Raw genomic sequence first — 17163 nt, 5'->3', positions numbered from 1 at the left:
GGAGTCTACATGTACCAGGGAAAAGTGAAATGGTTCAGCAACGAAAAAGGCTATGGTTTCATCGAAGCGGATGACGGGGAAGATGTGTTCGTCCACTTTACCGGTATTGTATCAGAAGGCTTTAAAACGCTTGACGAAGGGCAATCTGTATCTTTCGAAATTATCGAAGGAAATCGAGGTCCTCAGGCGGCGAATGTCTTAAAATCTGGAGATGAATGATCGAATACAAAATCCCGCTAGCGTAGTTTGCTGCGGGATATTATTTTCCGATTTTATTAATCTCCCGCCCCAGGAACTGAAGTTGCTCCCCGATTGTACAGGTCTTGATACAAAACTGATGTGCACCTGTCTTTCCCCGTTCTTTGGACAGTTGCCTCTTCAAGAAACAGCCTTCACAATAACTAGTTAGAATACTATCTATTTCACTCATAATTATCGTTTTATTCATAACCTTCCCCCCACAAACATGATTCCTCTATTCTAATACGCAGTCTTCGAAGACACAACTATTCAACTAAATTGAGGTGACAAATATGCTTGAAGTATACGTAGATGGTGCCAGCGCTGGCAATCCGGGAAAAAGTGGCATTGGTATCTACATTAAAGGTGAAGGCCATCAGCTAAGAATTTCTGAGCCGATTGCACCGACAGATAATCACTCTGCTGAATTCCAAGCCTTGCTTCGTGGTATGGAAGAAGCAGCCAAACTAACGACCGGGATTGTATCCGTACGTTCTGATTCTCAAATTGTTGTCATGGCTGTAGAAAAAGAATTTGTAAAGAATGAAGCCCATAAACCCATTTTGGCACAAATTCTTGCCATCGCCACAACATTTGATTTCTTTTTCATCAAATGGATTTCCGATGCAGATAATCGTGCGGCGGATGCACTGGCGAGAGATGCCATTCATAGAAAAGACTGAAGCAACTGTGGCTTCAGTCTTTTTCACTATGCTTTCATGAAAGTAACAGTTTGTACCTCCGCATCATACAACAGCCATTCGCAATCACCGACAACTGCCCCGACATTAACGAGCATTTTCTCACCGTCCACACTGTAAGGAATGCCGAATTCGATTTCTTGTTGGATACCATTGCGTGACAAACCTGATTGATGGCTATGTCCATAAAAAACAAATGATTGCTCAACACTCGCATGAACGAGTGCCCATGGTTGCCCTCCCCATTGCCACTGGTGACCGTGTATCACTTGTGCACGACCTATATTAGCTGTTTCCGGCAATGCAGCTAACTTTGCTCGCAGCGGATCTTCTGTTTCAGTTATCCATAATATACGATCCTCTTGATTACCGCTGACAGAAGGAAATGTCAATAACTCGGAAAAGCCTTCCGGTATAAGCATAACTTCTCCAAGCTCTGTAAATTTTTTATCGGTTATATTTTTTTTACTAATGATACATTCAAACAAGTCGCCTGTTCCAACTAACTCGGCTTCCGGTGCTTTATTTAAAATATCTGCAAGTACTTTTTCCAAATCTTTTTTGGATGAATGAATGTCACCTAGTAATGCATAACGCATAAGTATAGTCCCCTCAATCTTTCCCGATGTCGGCGCCTTCCTGTGAAATCCAGTCGCTATAGCTCCCTACATACAAACGAACATTGTCAAAGCCATTATGCTTGAGCATGGCGTATAATGCAGCCGCAGTCACGCCGCTACCACAATAAACGGCTACTTGTTGCACTGGAGCCACTATCTGCGACAGTTGTGCTTTGACCGTTTCATCCATATTATAGATGCCCTCTTTTTTCAGCAATTCCCAGTCAAAGTTCAACGCACCCGGAATCCGACCCGCAATTGGATCTATCGGCTCTTTTTCACCGCGATAGCGTTCAGCAGAGCGAGCATCCAGTAAAACAATTGACGTCTCACCAGCAACCGTCTCCTCGATGAGTTGGCGAGATGCATAGATTCCCTCATCCCAAGCTGGAGAAACTGCAGTTTCGACAGTCTTGGGTACTACACCATCAACCGAAATACCAGCCTGCTTAATCGCTTCAAATCCTTCGAGTGAGATAACGGCATGTTTGAATCCTGCATATTGTAACAGCCACCAAGCACGAGCGGCAAATGGGCTACCGCCATCATCGTAAATCACGATAAGGTCATCTAACGATAGGCCACTTTTACGAAAAAGGTTCGTTAGTGCTTCCTTCTCCGGCATTGGATGGCGTCCCGCCGTTTTTGTCATATCAGACATATCACGTTCTAAATCCCAATACACCGCACCTGATACATGACTTTGCCCATACTTCTGCTGACCTTCCTGCACATCCTGCAAGAAAAAACGCGTGTCTATCCATTTCGCCGTTTTATAGTCTACATCTTTTACAGAAACAAATACCTTCGTCAATTAAACCAACCCCTTCGCCTGTAATTCCCCATACACGGCACGCCATTCCACAAGCTGCTCTGTCCCTTGTAAAAGAGTTCGCTCCGAAGCAATCTGTGTCAAACTTTCCTTCAATAAATGCTGTCTAAGGCCTTCTGCTTCGCTGTCTATCCAGCTATCCGTCCACTTTTCAAGTAATTCTTTTTCATGCCCGAGATAAGTAGAAGCATCTTGCTTCAGCAACTCCTCTAGCTGGTCCTTCAATATATCTCGTTCTCCTTTTTCAAAGAACGCTTTTTGATTTTTGAACAGTTTATTGACACGACCATAGACATTTGGATCTGCATAGGGTACATCAAACGACAACATATCTGCATCTTGCGCCTCGTATGGTGAAGGTGCGATTGAGCTATCTTTGTCATGTAAATGAGCTACCTCAGTGCGTTGACGTTCATTCAATTGCTTTTTCATGAAATTCAACATCCGTAAGTTAGTCACTTTCAACTCCTGTGTCAAATCAAAACCAATCATCTGAACTGTTTCAGCAAGTGCCGCCTTTAGCGCCCGATCTGCCGAATTGTTGACGAAGATGGATGGACTGTATGCCTCTTTGAAAAAATCACCATAGCGTAAAAATACACGTTGCAAAATATAATAGACAAGCTCACTTAGCTCATTATTCGTTGATTTTCTTAATACATCCGCAAAATTATAAGTAAAATGCTGACGCACTTCCCCTTCAATTTTATTCAACTCTTCTAATCGTTCTGTTTTGCGCGTCATATTTATTTCAGTCCGTGAAATTAATGACGACAAGCGCTCAACCGTTTTCACTGTTTCCTCTTCCAACGCCTGTACAGCGAGTCCTTTTAAGTCATTTTCAAGGAAGTGATGAAACTCTTCTTCAAACGGTGACATCAATGGATCCAGTCGATTTTCCACTTTCGCCTCCAGTGCTTGTAAACTTGAAATACCATGGACCCTCGGATTGCGAATGCCAAACATTTGCAGTTCATCCGCAACGAATGCTTTCACTGCTTCTGCCTCCTCTTGGTTGGAAGCCAAGTCAATCGCATTGACGATGAAGAACATCTTATCGAGCTCAAACGCATCTTTCACCCGCCCTAATTGGACAAGGAACTCCCGATCTGCTCTGGCAAATGCATGATTATAATACGTCACGAACAGAATCGCATCAGCATTTCGAATATATTCAAACGCTACATCTGTATGACGCGCGTTTATAGAATCAGCTCCGGGGGTATCAACAAGGGTAATTCCTTTTCGTGTCAATTCACAATCGTAATAAAAATCGATGGATTCAACAAAACAGCTACGGTCTTCTTGCGCGACGAATTTAACAAATTCATCCCGTTCTGCTTTAATAATGGCACCCAACTCATTTTTATAAATTGGGTAGCCTTTTTGGTAAGCAGCAATAAACGCTTTATGAATATGAAGGTTTTCATCCTGCAATTCCGTATGTAGTGCTTCATCTGCCTTTTGAAAGGCCTCATTCAATGTTAAAATGTCTACACCTAGTGCTTCAAAGGAACGACTAACATCCTCTAGCATACGTTCTTCTGTTTTTAACAGAACATCAGCCGTTCCATCTTCTTTACCTACAGAAATAGGTCGAATACGATTAATCGCCGCCGTTGTCGGATTTGGTGACACCGGCAATACTTTTTCACCGATTAATGCATTTGAAAATGAAGATTTACCAGCGCTAAACGCCCCAAACAATGCAATGGTAAACTCTTGTCCATCCAATCGATTCGCCTTTTTGCGTAAATAGTCAGCTGTTTCTAGAAAACCTGGAATATTTTCAACTGAATGCGCAACATGAATCGCCTGCGCAACCACTTTTTCTGAATCTGAAGTCAGGATGCTCATTTCAGATTGTTCAATTGCTTTCGTCGATTCTTTTATTTTCTCTGGACTGATTGTCGCCTGTTCTTCATTGAATTCAACTGTCTCCAACGTTTCACGTGTTTCCCACTGCTGGAGAAGACTATCACGACTTACTATCGTTGCAGTTGAAGGATTATCCATTTGCTGTTCAAGCATCGCCAACTGCAATTCAATTTGTTCTACTTGCTGAATCGCTTGCAGTTTTTCTTCCAAACGGTGTACTTTTTGCTCCAGCATCCCAGCGTTGTCATCGCCGGCTGTCGATGCAATGAGCGCCATATCGTGCTTCCACTCGTCTGTCATTCGACGGAATGCAGCGTGAATGGCCGTCTTCATTCGTTCAGAATAGTTCAGCACAGTGTCACCTGTAATGACATCTGAGACATTAAACTCTTTTTCAATATCAACAAATGGAATGGACAATTCAATACCATCAATTTCAAGCGAGCGTTCGTCCGTTAAAATACCGGCTTCTTTCAGCGACTTTTTCATTAGTGTTTTTAGATGGACTTCAATTTGGGCATGGACAAGCCCACTCATATTATCGGCCAACGCCTGTTTACGCCGTTCTCTTTCTTCAGCAGTCTTTTTCGCACCGAATAGTAACCCGACTTTAAAACGGGATGACAATGACTCTAAATAAACCTTTAACAGTTCACGTGTTTCATAAGGGGTGATGGCAGCGCTTTGCATAAGACGATTACGTTCATTTTCAAACGTCGTAGCAAATTCATCGCCTGATAAAAGGGTTAGCATTTTTTTAGATTCAGTCACTTCTTCTTGAAGCTCAACTTGTCTTTGCCATTCATCATCTGCAATGATTGTAGAATAGGTATTTTTTCGATCCACGATTTCATCGGCTAAAAATTGACTATGTTCATCTTTTAGTTTGAGAAGCGTTTGCTTAGCATTCTCAACGAATCGCTGCTGCCAGTTTTCCATCGAACCATCGACAATCGCTTTCACTGCATCGAAATCATTATGTGGATGGTCTACATCCTTCAATGATGTGTAAAAGATGCCTTTCGGAACAACGCCCCACATTTTAAAGGAGTCTTCAACCGATTGTTTGAAATCTGAAAACGACAACTCACTATCACGGTGTTTGTCGATTTGATTGATTATTAAATAAACGTTATCGTTATAACGCATCAATTCCTTGGTAAAACGGAAATTCAATTCCGATTGCACATGATTATAGTCCATCGTGTAAAAAACGAGATCTGCCAAGTGGAGTGCAGATTCAGTCGATAAACGGTGGGCATCATCTGTCGAATCAACACCAGGCGTATCCATCACAGTAATGCCTTCTGGTAAATGGGATCCCGTATGTCCTATTTCAACAAGCGAAACTGCTGCACCATCTTTACTAAATGATTTGATGGCCGCCGGGAATCCATGTCCACCATATTTTACGGCTGTACCATCTGTCCGGTAAATAACAGCATAGTCAGAGTCTGTCTTGCGGACTTTAACGATATTAGCACTCGTTGGGATTGGACTCGATGGCAGCAAATCATCCCCTGTCAATGCGTTAATCATAGATGATTTGCCTGCAGAGAAATGACCAGCAAACCCGATTGTATATTCTTTATCAATTAACTTTGCGGCAAATAGTTCCGTTTTCTTAAAACGCTCTTCATCATCATGTGTTATAAAAAGCTGACCATAGGTAGCTGCTTGTTGTATTAAATGTGCTAGTTCTTGCATGGTTCACTCGGTCCCTTCATCAATTGCTGTTCCTATCATACCATTTTTCTAACTCAACTAATGGAAAAAAATAAATTGAAGAAAATTGTCGAATATTGCATTGTTTATAATTTACTATGGTATGATTGCACTATTCTTAATTATAAAGGTGGGAACCTAAATGAGTACATCTAAACATGTCCAAATGATCTTAAATGGTACTATTGCCTCTCTAACAACTGTGATTCCAGTTAAATTAGATGTTTTACCTCCATCAATGACCGTACAGCCTTATGAGCAAAAGGAGATTAGTGTACTAATCGGACTTGTTGGCGGTATAAAAGGGCGTTTAATTCTTGAGACAACTACCGAAGTGATTGGTCAAATTGGGCAGGCCATGTTCGGTATGTCCATAGAAGGTGAAATGGTCGAGTCCTTTACCGGTGAACTAGGGAATATGGTTGCCGGAAATTTATGTACGTTGCTTGAAAAAGATGGCCTTATTCTTGATATTTCTCCCCCAACTGTTATGACTGGGACAATGAAGTTCTTTGGTTTCAAACAAGCATTCAAACTTCCTGTGAAACTTGAAGATGGCTCCATGTTGAATGTATTGCTAACGATTGATGAAGCCTAAGACAAAAAGTGCTGTTCATTCACCGATTTTCTCGATGAATGACACAGCACTTTTTTCGATTTACAAATTATATAGCTTTGTATATTTCTCTAGCAAATAGGTAGCTAAATAATTAGCATTTAGACCTTCACCCGTCGTATCTTGAATGATGTCAAGCGGCTTTTTCATTTTACCGTATTGATGAACATGCTTCGTTAACCATGCTAAAATTGGTGCGAAGTCGCCTTGTCCGCATAGCTCATCAAAATTCGGAATATCTTTCAACATCGCAGACTTTAATTGCGCCGCATACATATAACCGAGTGCATAGGATGGGAAATAACCGAAGTCACCACCCGCCCAGTGAACATCCTGTAGAACTCCTTCACCATCATTTTCTGGACGGACCCCAAGATATTCTTCATACTTATCATTCCAAATTCGCGGCAAATCCTTCACTTCATAATCACCGTTAAATAAGCCTTTTTCGATTTCATAACGAATCATAATGTGAAGCGGGTACGTCAGTTCATCTGCTTCAATTCGAATCAATGATGGCTCTGAATAATTAATCGCACGTAAGAAGGATTCTACCGACACGCCCTCAAATTGTTCAGGTGATTGGCTCTTCAATAAATCGAAATTATACGTCCAAAAGTTTTCGTTATGACCGATAAACTGTTCAAAGAATAATGATTGTGATTCATGAATGCCCATTGACGTTCCTTGTGCAATCGGTAACCCTTCAAGTGCTTTATCAATATTTTGATCGTACAATGCGTGACCGCATTCATGGATTGTTCCAAATATAGCTGAACGGAAATCATGCTCATCATATTTGGTTGTAATGCGCACGTCGCCAAGATTTATGCCCATCTCAAAAGGATGAACGGTTTCATCTAAACGACCTGCATCGAAGTCATAGCCAAGCTGCTGCAAAATATCATGGCTAACTATTTTTTGACCCTCTTTAGGAAACTTTTCAAATAAGAAAGAGGTGTCTGGCTGTTTGCCTGATTCTGAAATTTTCTTCACTAACGGCACAATTGTTTCTTTTAACTGGTTGAATACGCCATCGATAATATCTGTTGTCATACCTGGCTCGTATTGGTCGAGCAATGTATTGTAAGGATTGTCATCCTTCACACCCCAGTAGCCGATAAACTTTTTCTTCGTCGCGACAATTTTTTCGAGATACGGCAAAAATCTTTCGAAGTCGGATTGGTCTTTCGCTTCTTCCCATACAGATTCCGCTTGCGATGCCAACACAACAAATTCCCGATGTTCTTCTGCTGGAATTTTTTCACTTCGATCATACTCTTCTTTTACTTCCTCGACCGTTTTCGCAATAATCGGGTCGAGTGAATCGATATTTTTCCCAAGCTCATCCAAATAACCGCCCATTTCTTCAGAGACACTCATTTTAAACAATTCAGATGATAATGTACCAACTGCCTCAGAACGTGTCGCAATCCCCTTTTTCGGTGCTCCCGTACGCATATCCCAGTACATAATGTTCAGCGCCTCAGAATAAGCACTCATTTTTTTCAATAATGCTAAAAAGTTCTGTTCAGTCGTCAAATTAATTCCCCCCTCTGTAACCTATAGTCTCTATTTTACCATGATTGTATACCGTCTTATAGTTTGAGTAATGAACGAAAAAAAGGCCCTCCCAATCGTACTAGGAGAGCCAACTACTATTCATTAGTATTAATTTGTCATTTTCATTTCAACCGGGAAAATACCTTCGATTTCTGCTTTCATTTGTTGCTCTTCACCCTCAAGTAGTAAATGAACCGTTCCAGAATCCGCAGACGTTCGAATCAGACGACCCGCACCTTGGCGTAATCTGAGCAGCATGAAAGGTAAATCCACTTCATGGAAGGGATCCTTCGCGTGCTGACGTCTTGCATCGAATAGCGGATCTGATGGTGGTAACGGCAAGTCATAAATGATGACACGCGTCAACGCATCTTGCGGAATGTCTAAGCCTTCCCATAAGTGATACGAACAAAGAACAGGAACTTGCTTTTGCTGGAACTCACGAACAATCGAGGACAATTCCCGCTCTCCTTCAAAAGCAATACGCTCTTGCCACTCAACAGGTACTTGCTCTCTAAACTGTTGCATCGCTCGCTCTGACTTAAATAGAATGAGCGTCTGTTCGCCGTCTGCCAATAACTCCAGAGCACGCTTCGCTTTACCACCAGCCTCTATATCTGTCGCAAAGACCTCCATCACTTCTTCATAATCAAATGGCGATTCCACTGAAAATGATAGGAAGTCCTGGATACCTAAGCCGTCTGCCAAATAAGTAAACTGCTCTCCTACTGACAATGTCGCAGATGAAAAGACAATCGGTGTTTTCGATGAAAACAATTTTTCTCTTAAAATATCTGTCACAAGACGCGGCATGATGACAAGAGTTGACTCGCCTTCACGTTCTTCCAACCAATCAACCGCATCATTTTGCGACGTGAACAATTCCATCGAATAAATATACTGATCCAAATATTCCTCAACCATTTTCAAATCATACTCTGGAATGATAAATAATTCTCCATCAAAGACGAACTCTTCAAGAAGTGCCGTCGAGATTTGAACAGATTCCTTACCAATCGCTAGTAGTTCAGCCGTTTTCTCAATCGCTTTACGCTCATTATCCGTATCATCAGCTAGCTTATCTAACAGTGTGAAAAAGGCTTCATGTGTATCAATAAGACGCTCCATGAGTTGTAATGTATTCTCACGAAGACCATCTACCATAATGCGCTCTAGCAAATTCAGTAATGTACTATTTTGTACCTCATACGTCAATGCACGCTGCGCTGAGTACTCCAAAAGATGCCCTTCATCGAACACAATCATTGAGGGTTCAGGCAGTAATGGCAATTGCCCTTGACGTTTACGCGATTCCTTCGTCCAAATATGCTCCATATAGAAATCATGCGAACAGATAACCAGTTCAACCGCTTCACGATAATGGTTGCGATGAATCGTTTGCCCACAGCGATTACGAATATCACACGCAGCACATTGCTGAATCGGATGGAAATTCACTGTTTTCCACTGTTCATCACTTAAAGCCGGATAATCCGAACGTTCCCCGTATGGGTGAATGGACTGCAAAGAAGCATTGCCATGAACAAAATCAGGAATACTATCTTCAATCCACTCAATATACTCTTCCGTCGACGTATTGCCCGTCTCCTCCAAGCGTTTCAAGCATAAATATTGGTCGCGTGATTTAGCCAAGCGCACGTCAATATCCAATCCAAGTGCTTCACCCACTTTACGAATATCGCCATCTTCCTTGACAAGCTGGTCAATAAGCGTTTCATCCGCACATGAAATGATGGCTGGTTTGCCCGTATAACGCGCGTAAGCAATCGCAGGAAGCAGATAAGCAATCGTTTTCCCTGTCCCTACACCCGCCTCTGCAAACAACACTTTCTTTTCCTTCAATGCTTGTTCAATTTGGAATGCCATATAAATTTGTTCATCGCGGCATTCAAATCCTTTTTCGGTTAAATCATCGTACAATGTGTCCCCTATCCAATCATTCAATGACTCATAGAATGATTTTTCTTTGGATAAAGGGAATGGCATCTTACTTTTCATATGAAACCCCTTCCTAATTTACATGCAAAAGGAAGAGGGCTTGTCCTCTTCCACATACCTTAATCTATTGACTATTGGCGTTGTCCCCAGAACTGATACAAATCAGTGCGGATAAAGCCATTGAATAATTTTCTCTTTTTCGTTGTTTTTTTTCCATACATCGTCTCAAAGTTTTCCAATGAAGACAGCATATAAACGGACCAAGACGGATAATTCTTCATAATACGCCCTAGCTCCTGTGTAATATCTTCCGCTTCCTCTACTTCACCGAGACGCTCACCATATGGAGGATTGCCCACCATGACACCATTCAAACCATCGACAGTCAAATCTCTTACATCACACTGTCTGAAATTGATCATATCCATAAAACCGGCCTCTGCCGCATTTTCCTGTGCCACTTTAATCATTCGTGGATCATAGTCAGAACCTGTAATATCAATCGGTTGATCGTATTTGGCGATGCTTTCCGCCTCTTCACGGACTTGATGCCAAATATTTTTATCGATCCATGGCCATTGTTCTGCTGAAAAATCACGGTTGTAACCAGGAGCAATATTTTGCGCAATCATCGCCGCTTCAATCGCTATCGTACCTGAACCACAAAATGGATCAACGAAAGGACGGTCCGGATTCCAACGTGTCAATTTGACAAGTGCCGCCGCCATCGTTTCTTTCAACGGCGCATCACCTTGCCCCACGCGGTAGCCACGTTTGTGAAGTCCTGTCCCACTCGAGTCAATTGTCAGCGTCACTTTGTCTTTCAAAATAGAAACTTCCAATTTGAATAAAGGACCTGATTCATCTAAGAAACCAATTCGTTTATAAGCAATCTTCAGACGCTCAACAATTGCCTTTTTAACAATCGCCTGACAATCCGGCACGCTGTATAATGTTGATTTAACAGATTTCCCCGCAACCGGAAAAGCTGCATCTACCGGTAAAAAACGTTCCCACGGAATCGCTTTTGTCTGCTCGAACAAATCATCAAACGTTGTTGCATGGAATTCACCTGCTACAATCCGCACTCGATCCGCTACGCGCAGCCACATATTTGTTTTCGCAATCGCTAATGCATCACCTTGGAAATAAATTTTCCCATTTTCCGAAGTCGTTTGAAAACCTAATGCTTTCACCTCATCCGCAACAATGGATTCTAACCCCATTGCAGACGTAGCGACCAATTTAAATTCACTCATGCCTATCCAGCTCCAATCCTATTCCATCAACTATTTCACTATCGTTTTCATTATTATTGTCTATGCTAAAGGGACTCTATTCGCTAAAGTCATCTAAAATCAAAAAGAAAAGCTCTCCATATTATATAGGAGAGCATTCGATGTAACCATAATACCATAGGAAATTCGATAAGCCATGTTTTGTTTCCCGTGTACTCAAACGGCTTGCGCCTCGTACTTAGGGTGGTAATCATCTATCTACAGACAGTTGTCTGTCCCTTCATCAGTTCAATTCCTTCAGAAGAGTGCCCCTACCATAATTTGGGTTTCTCACTCGTGGGGTTTACCGCGTTCCATCTGACCCGTTTCCGAATCAGCTACGTCACTGTGGCACTGTTCAGAGAACCTCATCCATATCCGAAGACTTAGGATTTATTCCCGCCGTCAACACGCGATGCGTGAAGCCACGGCTTATTTTTTCGCCGAGCACGAACACTACGGTCATCTCAGAGCCGTGTGAGCATGGACTTTCCTCTACAACTTAGGCGTTGCAGCGATTACCTAAATTACACTATGATAAACTTAGTATACCGCACATTTAGTACATTTACAACATCATGCAGATTGATTTTTTATTCCTGATCAAAAAGCTTACTGCCAAATACGTGCTTCTCCAAATTAGAAATGCGCTTTAGTAAATCGAAGTTTGTTGTGCCAGCACTTCCTGCAGACGGACGTTTTTGTGCTTCTGCCAGTTCTTCTTTCATACGTGCGTTTTCAGTACGCAACTCTACAATAGTCTTTTTAAAAGCTTCGTAATCTTGAATGACATCATCAAGGAATAAATCGACTTCTTCTTGCTGATAGCCTCGAAGTCCCACCTTAAATTCCTTTTCAAGAATTGTTTTTGAATCCAGTTTAGTATCCATGAAAAATCGCCCTTCCATCTCTGTTTACATGTCACTCAGTATACCATGATTTGTCTGCTTTTGTCTTAATTAATCTTCACTTGTCATTTTATGCGCTTGCCCGGGAAATAATTTTCTTTTAATCCTTATTTCCCGCTTCGCAAAATCATTTCCTAGACGTTGCTGGAATGCTTCCGTTAAGTCGGTGGCTACTTGCAATAACCAAATTGCCTCTTGTGTTATTTCTAATGCTTTGTTCAGTTCTTTCAGCTTATGCTCATAAAGCTTTGTTAATTCCTCCAGCGCAATAATCCGTTCACGTCCAGTCAAACCATTTGCTGCAATGGTAAAGGAAGCAACAGCATCCTTGTATTGCTGTTCTCTTTTTAAAATAAAACCAAAATGGAAATGCGTTGCGGGATGATCGATGCCGTACGTAGCAATGGCACTTTCAAAAACTTGTTTACTGCGTTCATGAGACTTCAAATCTGCGAACCATTTGCCAATATTCGTATGCGATATCGCTGACTCTGGGGTATCCGTTTTCAACAGTAAGTCCGTAGAACGAATATACAGCGCAACAAGTGAAAGGATATCCCACTCATTATGGACGAGTACCTTCATCAGAAGTTCCGCACGACCATTTTTCACAGCATCTTGATAAATGATGGGCGCCATATGCCCCGGGATATCTCCATCACGTATGAATCCAAGTTTCTCTTCCTCAATCGCCGGTAGTCTAAATGTGCCCATTTCATCTTTCCAAATGCGCCTAGAACCATGCAATAAATCAATCTGTGTATGTTCAAGCAATGGTGGTATTTCCTTGCGATTCATCGTCCAGCGCGTTTCAAGCTGCGGAACATCGAAACTTTTACCGTTATACGTCACAAGCGTTGTTGACGTCTCCCATAGTTTCGATGCATATAAAAAAGCAGCTTCATGGTCTGGCCCCGGTAATACATATTGCGTTAGTTTAAAAGAGCTGTCTGTCTCAACGATAAAACCGAGGAGAAAAATCAGCGTTCCCGCCCCTTTTAAACCAGTTGTTTCTGTATCGAAAAAAACAAGTGGCTTTGAAAAGTCCGGTGACAAAGGATGCTCTTCACCAGACTTTTTCCACTCTTCCAATGTCGACTTCAATCCTGATAGAACCATATTGCCATGTTGATAGTCTTTGGCATATTCCACAATGCGTTTATAAACAATGCCATGCTTGTTCACTTCTTTAGTTAGTCCAGCGTCAAGCCATGCTTGCTCATAAATGGGAGCTTGTGCAACTACTTTGACTGCTTCAGGCACTAGTTTATTATCCGTCTTTTTCAGCATTTTCTTCATCTGCATTAGCTTTTGTTCATAGGACATAGTGAGGTCCTCCTTCTTTTCATGTAGTTGAAAGCCGATATGATCCTAGCTATCGAAAGTTATGTTAAAAAATACAAAACCACCTTATCCATAAAGAATAAGATGGTTAAGTACTTTCTGCAAGCTCCAATAGCTTGACTCGCAGTCTTGACTATACTTTATCTCATATATCAAACATAGCTTGTAGACACGTATTTACCAACTGAATACGTTGAAACTGTTAAGTAAGTTTATTTTACAGATTTGGTTAATTAAATACTAGGCGTTCCGTGTACAGTTGCTTCTGGATTGCTTGGATTGAACGACTTCTATACGATTACGCCCTAGTTTAGATTTCTCAAGCTAGGTCAGTCTCCTTGAGGATGGATTTACACCATCAACATGAATATTCTTCTGCATTACCTAATCGTTTCACCGAAGTGACGTCGTTAGTTACAGACTGAAAGATAAAAGACACGTCCCTAGGTAACGTGTCTTTTATAACTGCCCATCGCCCTCAAGCTCTTCGGCTCTTTACTTGCCTACTTCATGAACTTTTCATTGAATTCCGAATTAAATATGATGCTATCCAATGCCTTATCATCTCTAGAGAAATCCATCAAAGCAACTTCACCATTTTCGCCTGTGATATCAACGGAAATCATATGTTTATAGCTGCCGTTACCATCGGTTTTATAACCCTGACCGATGTATTCAACTGACTTGACTGCGCTGTGAACGACGTTATATTTCTCCGCAAGTTTCTTTGCTAGCACAACATATTCCTGTGGATTTTTATCAATAGCTGGATCAACGGCTGGGTGAACCTTTTCATCCAGCGGGGTGATTCGACCAATGGAAAATAATTCTCCGGTTACAGAGTCCACAGAGAAATAATAACTTTTCTTGTCGTTGATCAACACTTCAGCGGTCCAGACCGTACGGGAATAACTTTCGCTTGCCTGTTGATAGCCCATTTCAATCACCTGACCTTCTAGATTCAGGTCAAATATCTCCCAAAGGGCCTGAGCACCTATTTCAGCTGCATCTACTTTTGCTATGTCTTTACTTGTTGGCATTTGGTTGCGGTACCAATCATCGTCAATTGCACCCACCGTATAATTTGCTTTGGTATAGCCTTCTGGCAAACTGTTTGTCGTATAATCCGCATAGCTTGTAGGGATGGTATTTGTTTTTTTGATTTCCGACTCCGTCATCCCCAATGTGACTCCCTGGAACAGGATTGCGCTGGTTCCAATGGCCACTACAGCCGTCAATATGGTTTTCTTTAAGCCAATTCTTTCCAACTTGTTTACTTTCATCTGAATCTCTCCCTCATCGTTTTGTGTGTGATCACAATACGTAGTATAAGATGGCCATGTTGTAGAATCATCATCAAGTTATTATGAAGTTGTAAAAATTACTTTTGCTGTCGTTCCTTCGCCGGAATGGCTTATAAACTCTAGCTCCGCCCCATGATGCAAAACAATCTGTTTACAGATGGCAAGGCCTAATCCGGTTCCGCCCTCTTTGCGATTTCGTGATTTCTCTGCACGATAAAAAGGTTCCGTAATATGCTGGATTATTTCAGAAGGCATCCCTTTACCGTTATCCTTGATGCTGATAATACTCTTTCCTGCTTTCATGACAGTATTTACGTTGATTTGTCCTCCCGATTCGCACGCCTTGATTGCATTGTCCATTAGGTTGACAAACAGACTTTTCAACAAATAACCATCGCCCCAAATGACATCAATTTCACTATGAAATTCGATTTGAATTTCTTTTTCCATCATCTTTTTATGTAAGGTCTGTTTGACAGACTTAAAGAGATCGGTTATGTTTTGCTCTTCCCAAGCGATTTGATCATTTCTAAGGTTTGCTAGATTGAGCAATTGATTAGCCAGTGCTTGTATACGCTGGCTTTCCGACATAATATAATTGAGTGCGGACATCCTGTCGTCTTCAGTCATGACTGCCTTTTGCAAATATTCGGCGTACCCGTAAATAGCAGTTAAGGGTGTATGGAGCTCATGGGCAAAATTGTCTATGAATTGCTGCTTTTTCTCTGCTGCGGTAGTCAACTCCGCCATCTGATGTTGGACTTCCTCCGCCATATAATTGAAGCTTTGCGCCATTTCAGACAACTCGTCATTTCCGGATACCGGGAGTCTAGTTTCGTAAGCGCCAGTAGCAATATTGCGGGATGTTTGAGTAATTTGTGCCAACGGCTTGAATATACGGTTAAGCAGTAATATAAGACCTAAAGCAAGAAAAATGGAAAGAAAGATTCCCACTAAGAACAACATGTTTTTCATCTTTTCCCATGCTGTGATAGCATCTGTCGCATCATATTGATACACCATTGTATAAGAGTCATATGGTGCAGGTAGCTTTCCAGAAACATTGACATAAGTACGATGGTCTAACTGTTGAAACGAAACTACCCGATTACCATTCTCCAGTGGCTTCATTAAATGGTCCTTCCATACATTTTCCCGTCGATTTGAATAGACAAACTGATCATTCTTATAAAGTACAAATCCAACCTTTTGATCTCCTGAAAAGTTATTATATTGTTGGAGGAGAGAATCTATAGCTCCCTCTAGCTGGATTCCACGGCTTTCAACAGCATTAAAATCTTTTACAACCGAGGATGTGATAATATAATGATCTGCCAGGCTTCTTTCCTCTGCATGTTTAACCGTATCTTTGAACATAGCAAAGGATATAATAAGTATTCCAAGATTAAAGGTAATGAGAAAAAGTAGTAACGTTGTAAAAAAAGTTCGATACTTCATAGATTGACCTCCAGACGGTAACCTACCTTGTAGACCGTCTTTATCACATTTTCCAAGCCTAATTTTTTTCGTAGCTTTTGAATGTGAACATCAATTGTTCGGGTATCACCCTCATAATCATACCCCCACACAAGTTCCAGAAGTCTGTCTCTGGACAATGCAATATTACGATTTTTGACCAACACTTCTAGTAATTCAAATTCTTTAGGGGTACATTCCACATACTGGCCCATATAAAATACCTGATAGCTGTCAAAATCAATCCTCACTGATCCAACTTCAAAACAACTGTTATTTTTTTGGGTTCGCCTTAAGACGGCTTCAATACGAGCAAACAGCTCCAGCATTTCAAAAGGCTTAGTCAAATAATCGTCAGCGCCCATAGATAATCCTTTTACGCGATCTAATAAGCTATTACGTGCCGTTAAGAAAATCGTTGGTGTTTCTTTTACTTTCCCAAACACTTCAAAGCCATCTAACTCAGGCAACATTATATCTAAAATGATTAGATCATATATTTGGGATTGTATTTCGGAAATAGCTGCTTTCCCATCAAAGACCGAAGTGCATTTATGCCCCACAAGTTGCAAATTCTTTTTAATCAATTCATTTATTGATATTTCATCCTCAACAATTAAAATGACCGCCACAATATTTTCACTCCCCTTTTTATACTAATATTACTATCAACTTGTTATAGAGTTGTAAAATTACAATCAAAAGTTGATTTGATTACAA

Annotated in this window: 15 protein-coding genes and 1 other RNA gene; 3 read left to right on the top strand and 13 right to left on the bottom strand. The window is 41.2% G+C overall.

From position 1 onward, the window contains the following. Positions 1-9 precede the first annotated feature (9 nt). Positions 10-219, top strand: a complete 210-nt coding sequence (locus MKZ10_RS09135; RefSeq protein ID WP_318617431.1) for a cold shock domain-containing protein — start codon at positions 10-12, stop codon at positions 217-219. 40 nt (positions 220-259) lie between these two features. Here the strand turns inward: MKZ10_RS09135 and MKZ10_RS09130 are convergent, their stop codons facing one another. Further along, complete coding sequence (locus MKZ10_RS09130; RefSeq protein WP_342504659.1) at positions 260-448, bottom strand: zinc-finger domain-containing protein; 189 nt, start codon at positions 446-448, stop codon at positions 260-262. Positions 449-533: 85 nt separating this feature from the next. On the opposite strand from MKZ10_RS09130, the gene MKZ10_RS09125 reads away from it, so the two are divergent. Beyond that, entirely contained in the window at positions 534-923 is a 390-nt protein-coding gene (locus MKZ10_RS09125; RefSeq protein WP_342504658.1) for a ribonuclease HI family protein, read from the top strand. Positions 924-949: 26 nt separating this feature from the next. Here MKZ10_RS09125 and MKZ10_RS09120 read toward each other — a convergent pair whose 3' ends face one another. From MKZ10_RS09120 to MKZ10_RS09110, 3 genes are read right to left on the bottom strand one after another with little or no spacing between them, the layout of a single operon-like run. Continuing rightward, positions 950-1540, bottom strand: coding sequence for a metallophosphoesterase family protein (locus MKZ10_RS09120; protein WP_342504657.1), 591 nt, complete (start codon positions 1538-1540; stop codon positions 950-952). 13 nt (positions 1541-1553) lie between these two features. Beyond that, entirely contained in the window at positions 1554-2375 is an 822-nt protein-coding gene (locus MKZ10_RS09115) for a sulfurtransferase (RefSeq protein ID WP_342509950.1), read from the bottom strand. Further along, positions 2376-5978: a dynamin family protein gene (locus MKZ10_RS09110; RefSeq protein ID WP_342509948.1), complete on the bottom strand. Its 3603-nt coding sequence runs from the start codon at positions 5976-5978 to the stop codon at positions 2376-2378. A 160-nt stretch (positions 5979-6138) separates the two neighbouring features. Here MKZ10_RS09110 and MKZ10_RS09105 point away from each other — a divergent pair, with 160 nt between their 5' ends. Beyond that, positions 6139-6594 carry a chemotaxis protein CheX gene (locus MKZ10_RS09105; protein WP_342509946.1) on the top strand — a complete coding sequence of 152 codons (456 nt, stop codon included), beginning with the start codon at positions 6139-6141 and terminating at the stop codon, positions 6592-6594. A 60-nt stretch (positions 6595-6654) separates the two neighbouring features. Here MKZ10_RS09105 and MKZ10_RS09100 read toward each other — a convergent pair whose 3' ends face one another. From MKZ10_RS09100 to MKZ10_RS09060, 9 genes are all read right to left on the bottom strand, one after another. Next, the gene (locus tag MKZ10_RS09100; protein WP_342509944.1) at positions 6655-8154 is read right to left on the bottom strand and encodes a carboxypeptidase M32; all 1500 of its coding nucleotides are present in this window, start codon (positions 8152-8154) and stop codon (positions 6655-6657) included. 129 nt (positions 8155-8283) lie between these two features. Continuing rightward, positions 8284-10194: an ATP-dependent DNA helicase gene (locus MKZ10_RS09095; RefSeq protein WP_342509942.1), complete on the bottom strand. Its 1911-nt coding sequence runs from the start codon at positions 10192-10194 to the stop codon at positions 8284-8286. Positions 10195-10265: 71 nt separating this feature from the next. Next, positions 10266-11393, bottom strand: coding sequence for a class I SAM-dependent RNA methyltransferase (locus MKZ10_RS09090; RefSeq protein ID WP_342509941.1), 1128 nt, complete (start codon positions 11391-11393; stop codon positions 10266-10268). Between the two features lie 164 nt (positions 11394-11557). Next, positions 11558-11941, bottom strand: an RNA gene (rnpB, locus tag MKZ10_RS09085) — RNase P RNA component class B. Positions 11942-12004: 63 nt separating this feature from the next. Beyond that, a complete protein-coding gene (gpsB, locus tag MKZ10_RS09080; protein ID WP_203246496.1) occupies positions 12005-12301 on the bottom strand; it encodes a cell division regulator GpsB in 297 nt (98 codons plus the stop codon). 69 nt (positions 12302-12370) lie between these two features. Then, a complete protein-coding gene (locus tag MKZ10_RS09075) occupies positions 12371-13645 on the bottom strand; it encodes a ribonuclease H-like domain-containing protein (RefSeq protein WP_342509938.1) in 1275 nt (424 codons plus the stop codon). A gap of 521 nt (positions 13646-14166) precedes the next feature. Continuing rightward, positions 14167-14946, bottom strand: a complete 780-nt coding sequence (locus MKZ10_RS09070) for a hypothetical protein (protein WP_342509935.1) — start codon at positions 14944-14946, stop codon at positions 14167-14169. 81 nt (positions 14947-15027) lie between these two features. Next, complete coding sequence (locus MKZ10_RS09065; protein ID WP_342509933.1) at positions 15028-16425, bottom strand: HAMP domain-containing sensor histidine kinase; 1398 nt, start codon at positions 16423-16425, stop codon at positions 15028-15030. Beyond that, entirely contained in the window at positions 16422-17075 is a 654-nt protein-coding gene (locus tag MKZ10_RS09060; protein WP_342509932.1) for a response regulator transcription factor, read from the bottom strand. The genes MKZ10_RS09065 and MKZ10_RS09060 overlap by 4 nt, the downstream gene beginning before the upstream one ends. Positions 17076-17163: the final 88 nt, after the last annotated feature.

Origin of the sequence: Sporosarcina sp. FSL K6-2383, assembly GCF_038618305.1 — a bacterium.
In the GTDB taxonomy this organism is placed as follows: Bacteria; Bacillota; Bacilli; order Bacillales_A; family Planococcaceae; genus Sporosarcina.
Note: the sequence above shows the minus strand (reverse complement) of the source record. Positions and strands in the feature narration are given on the sequence as shown.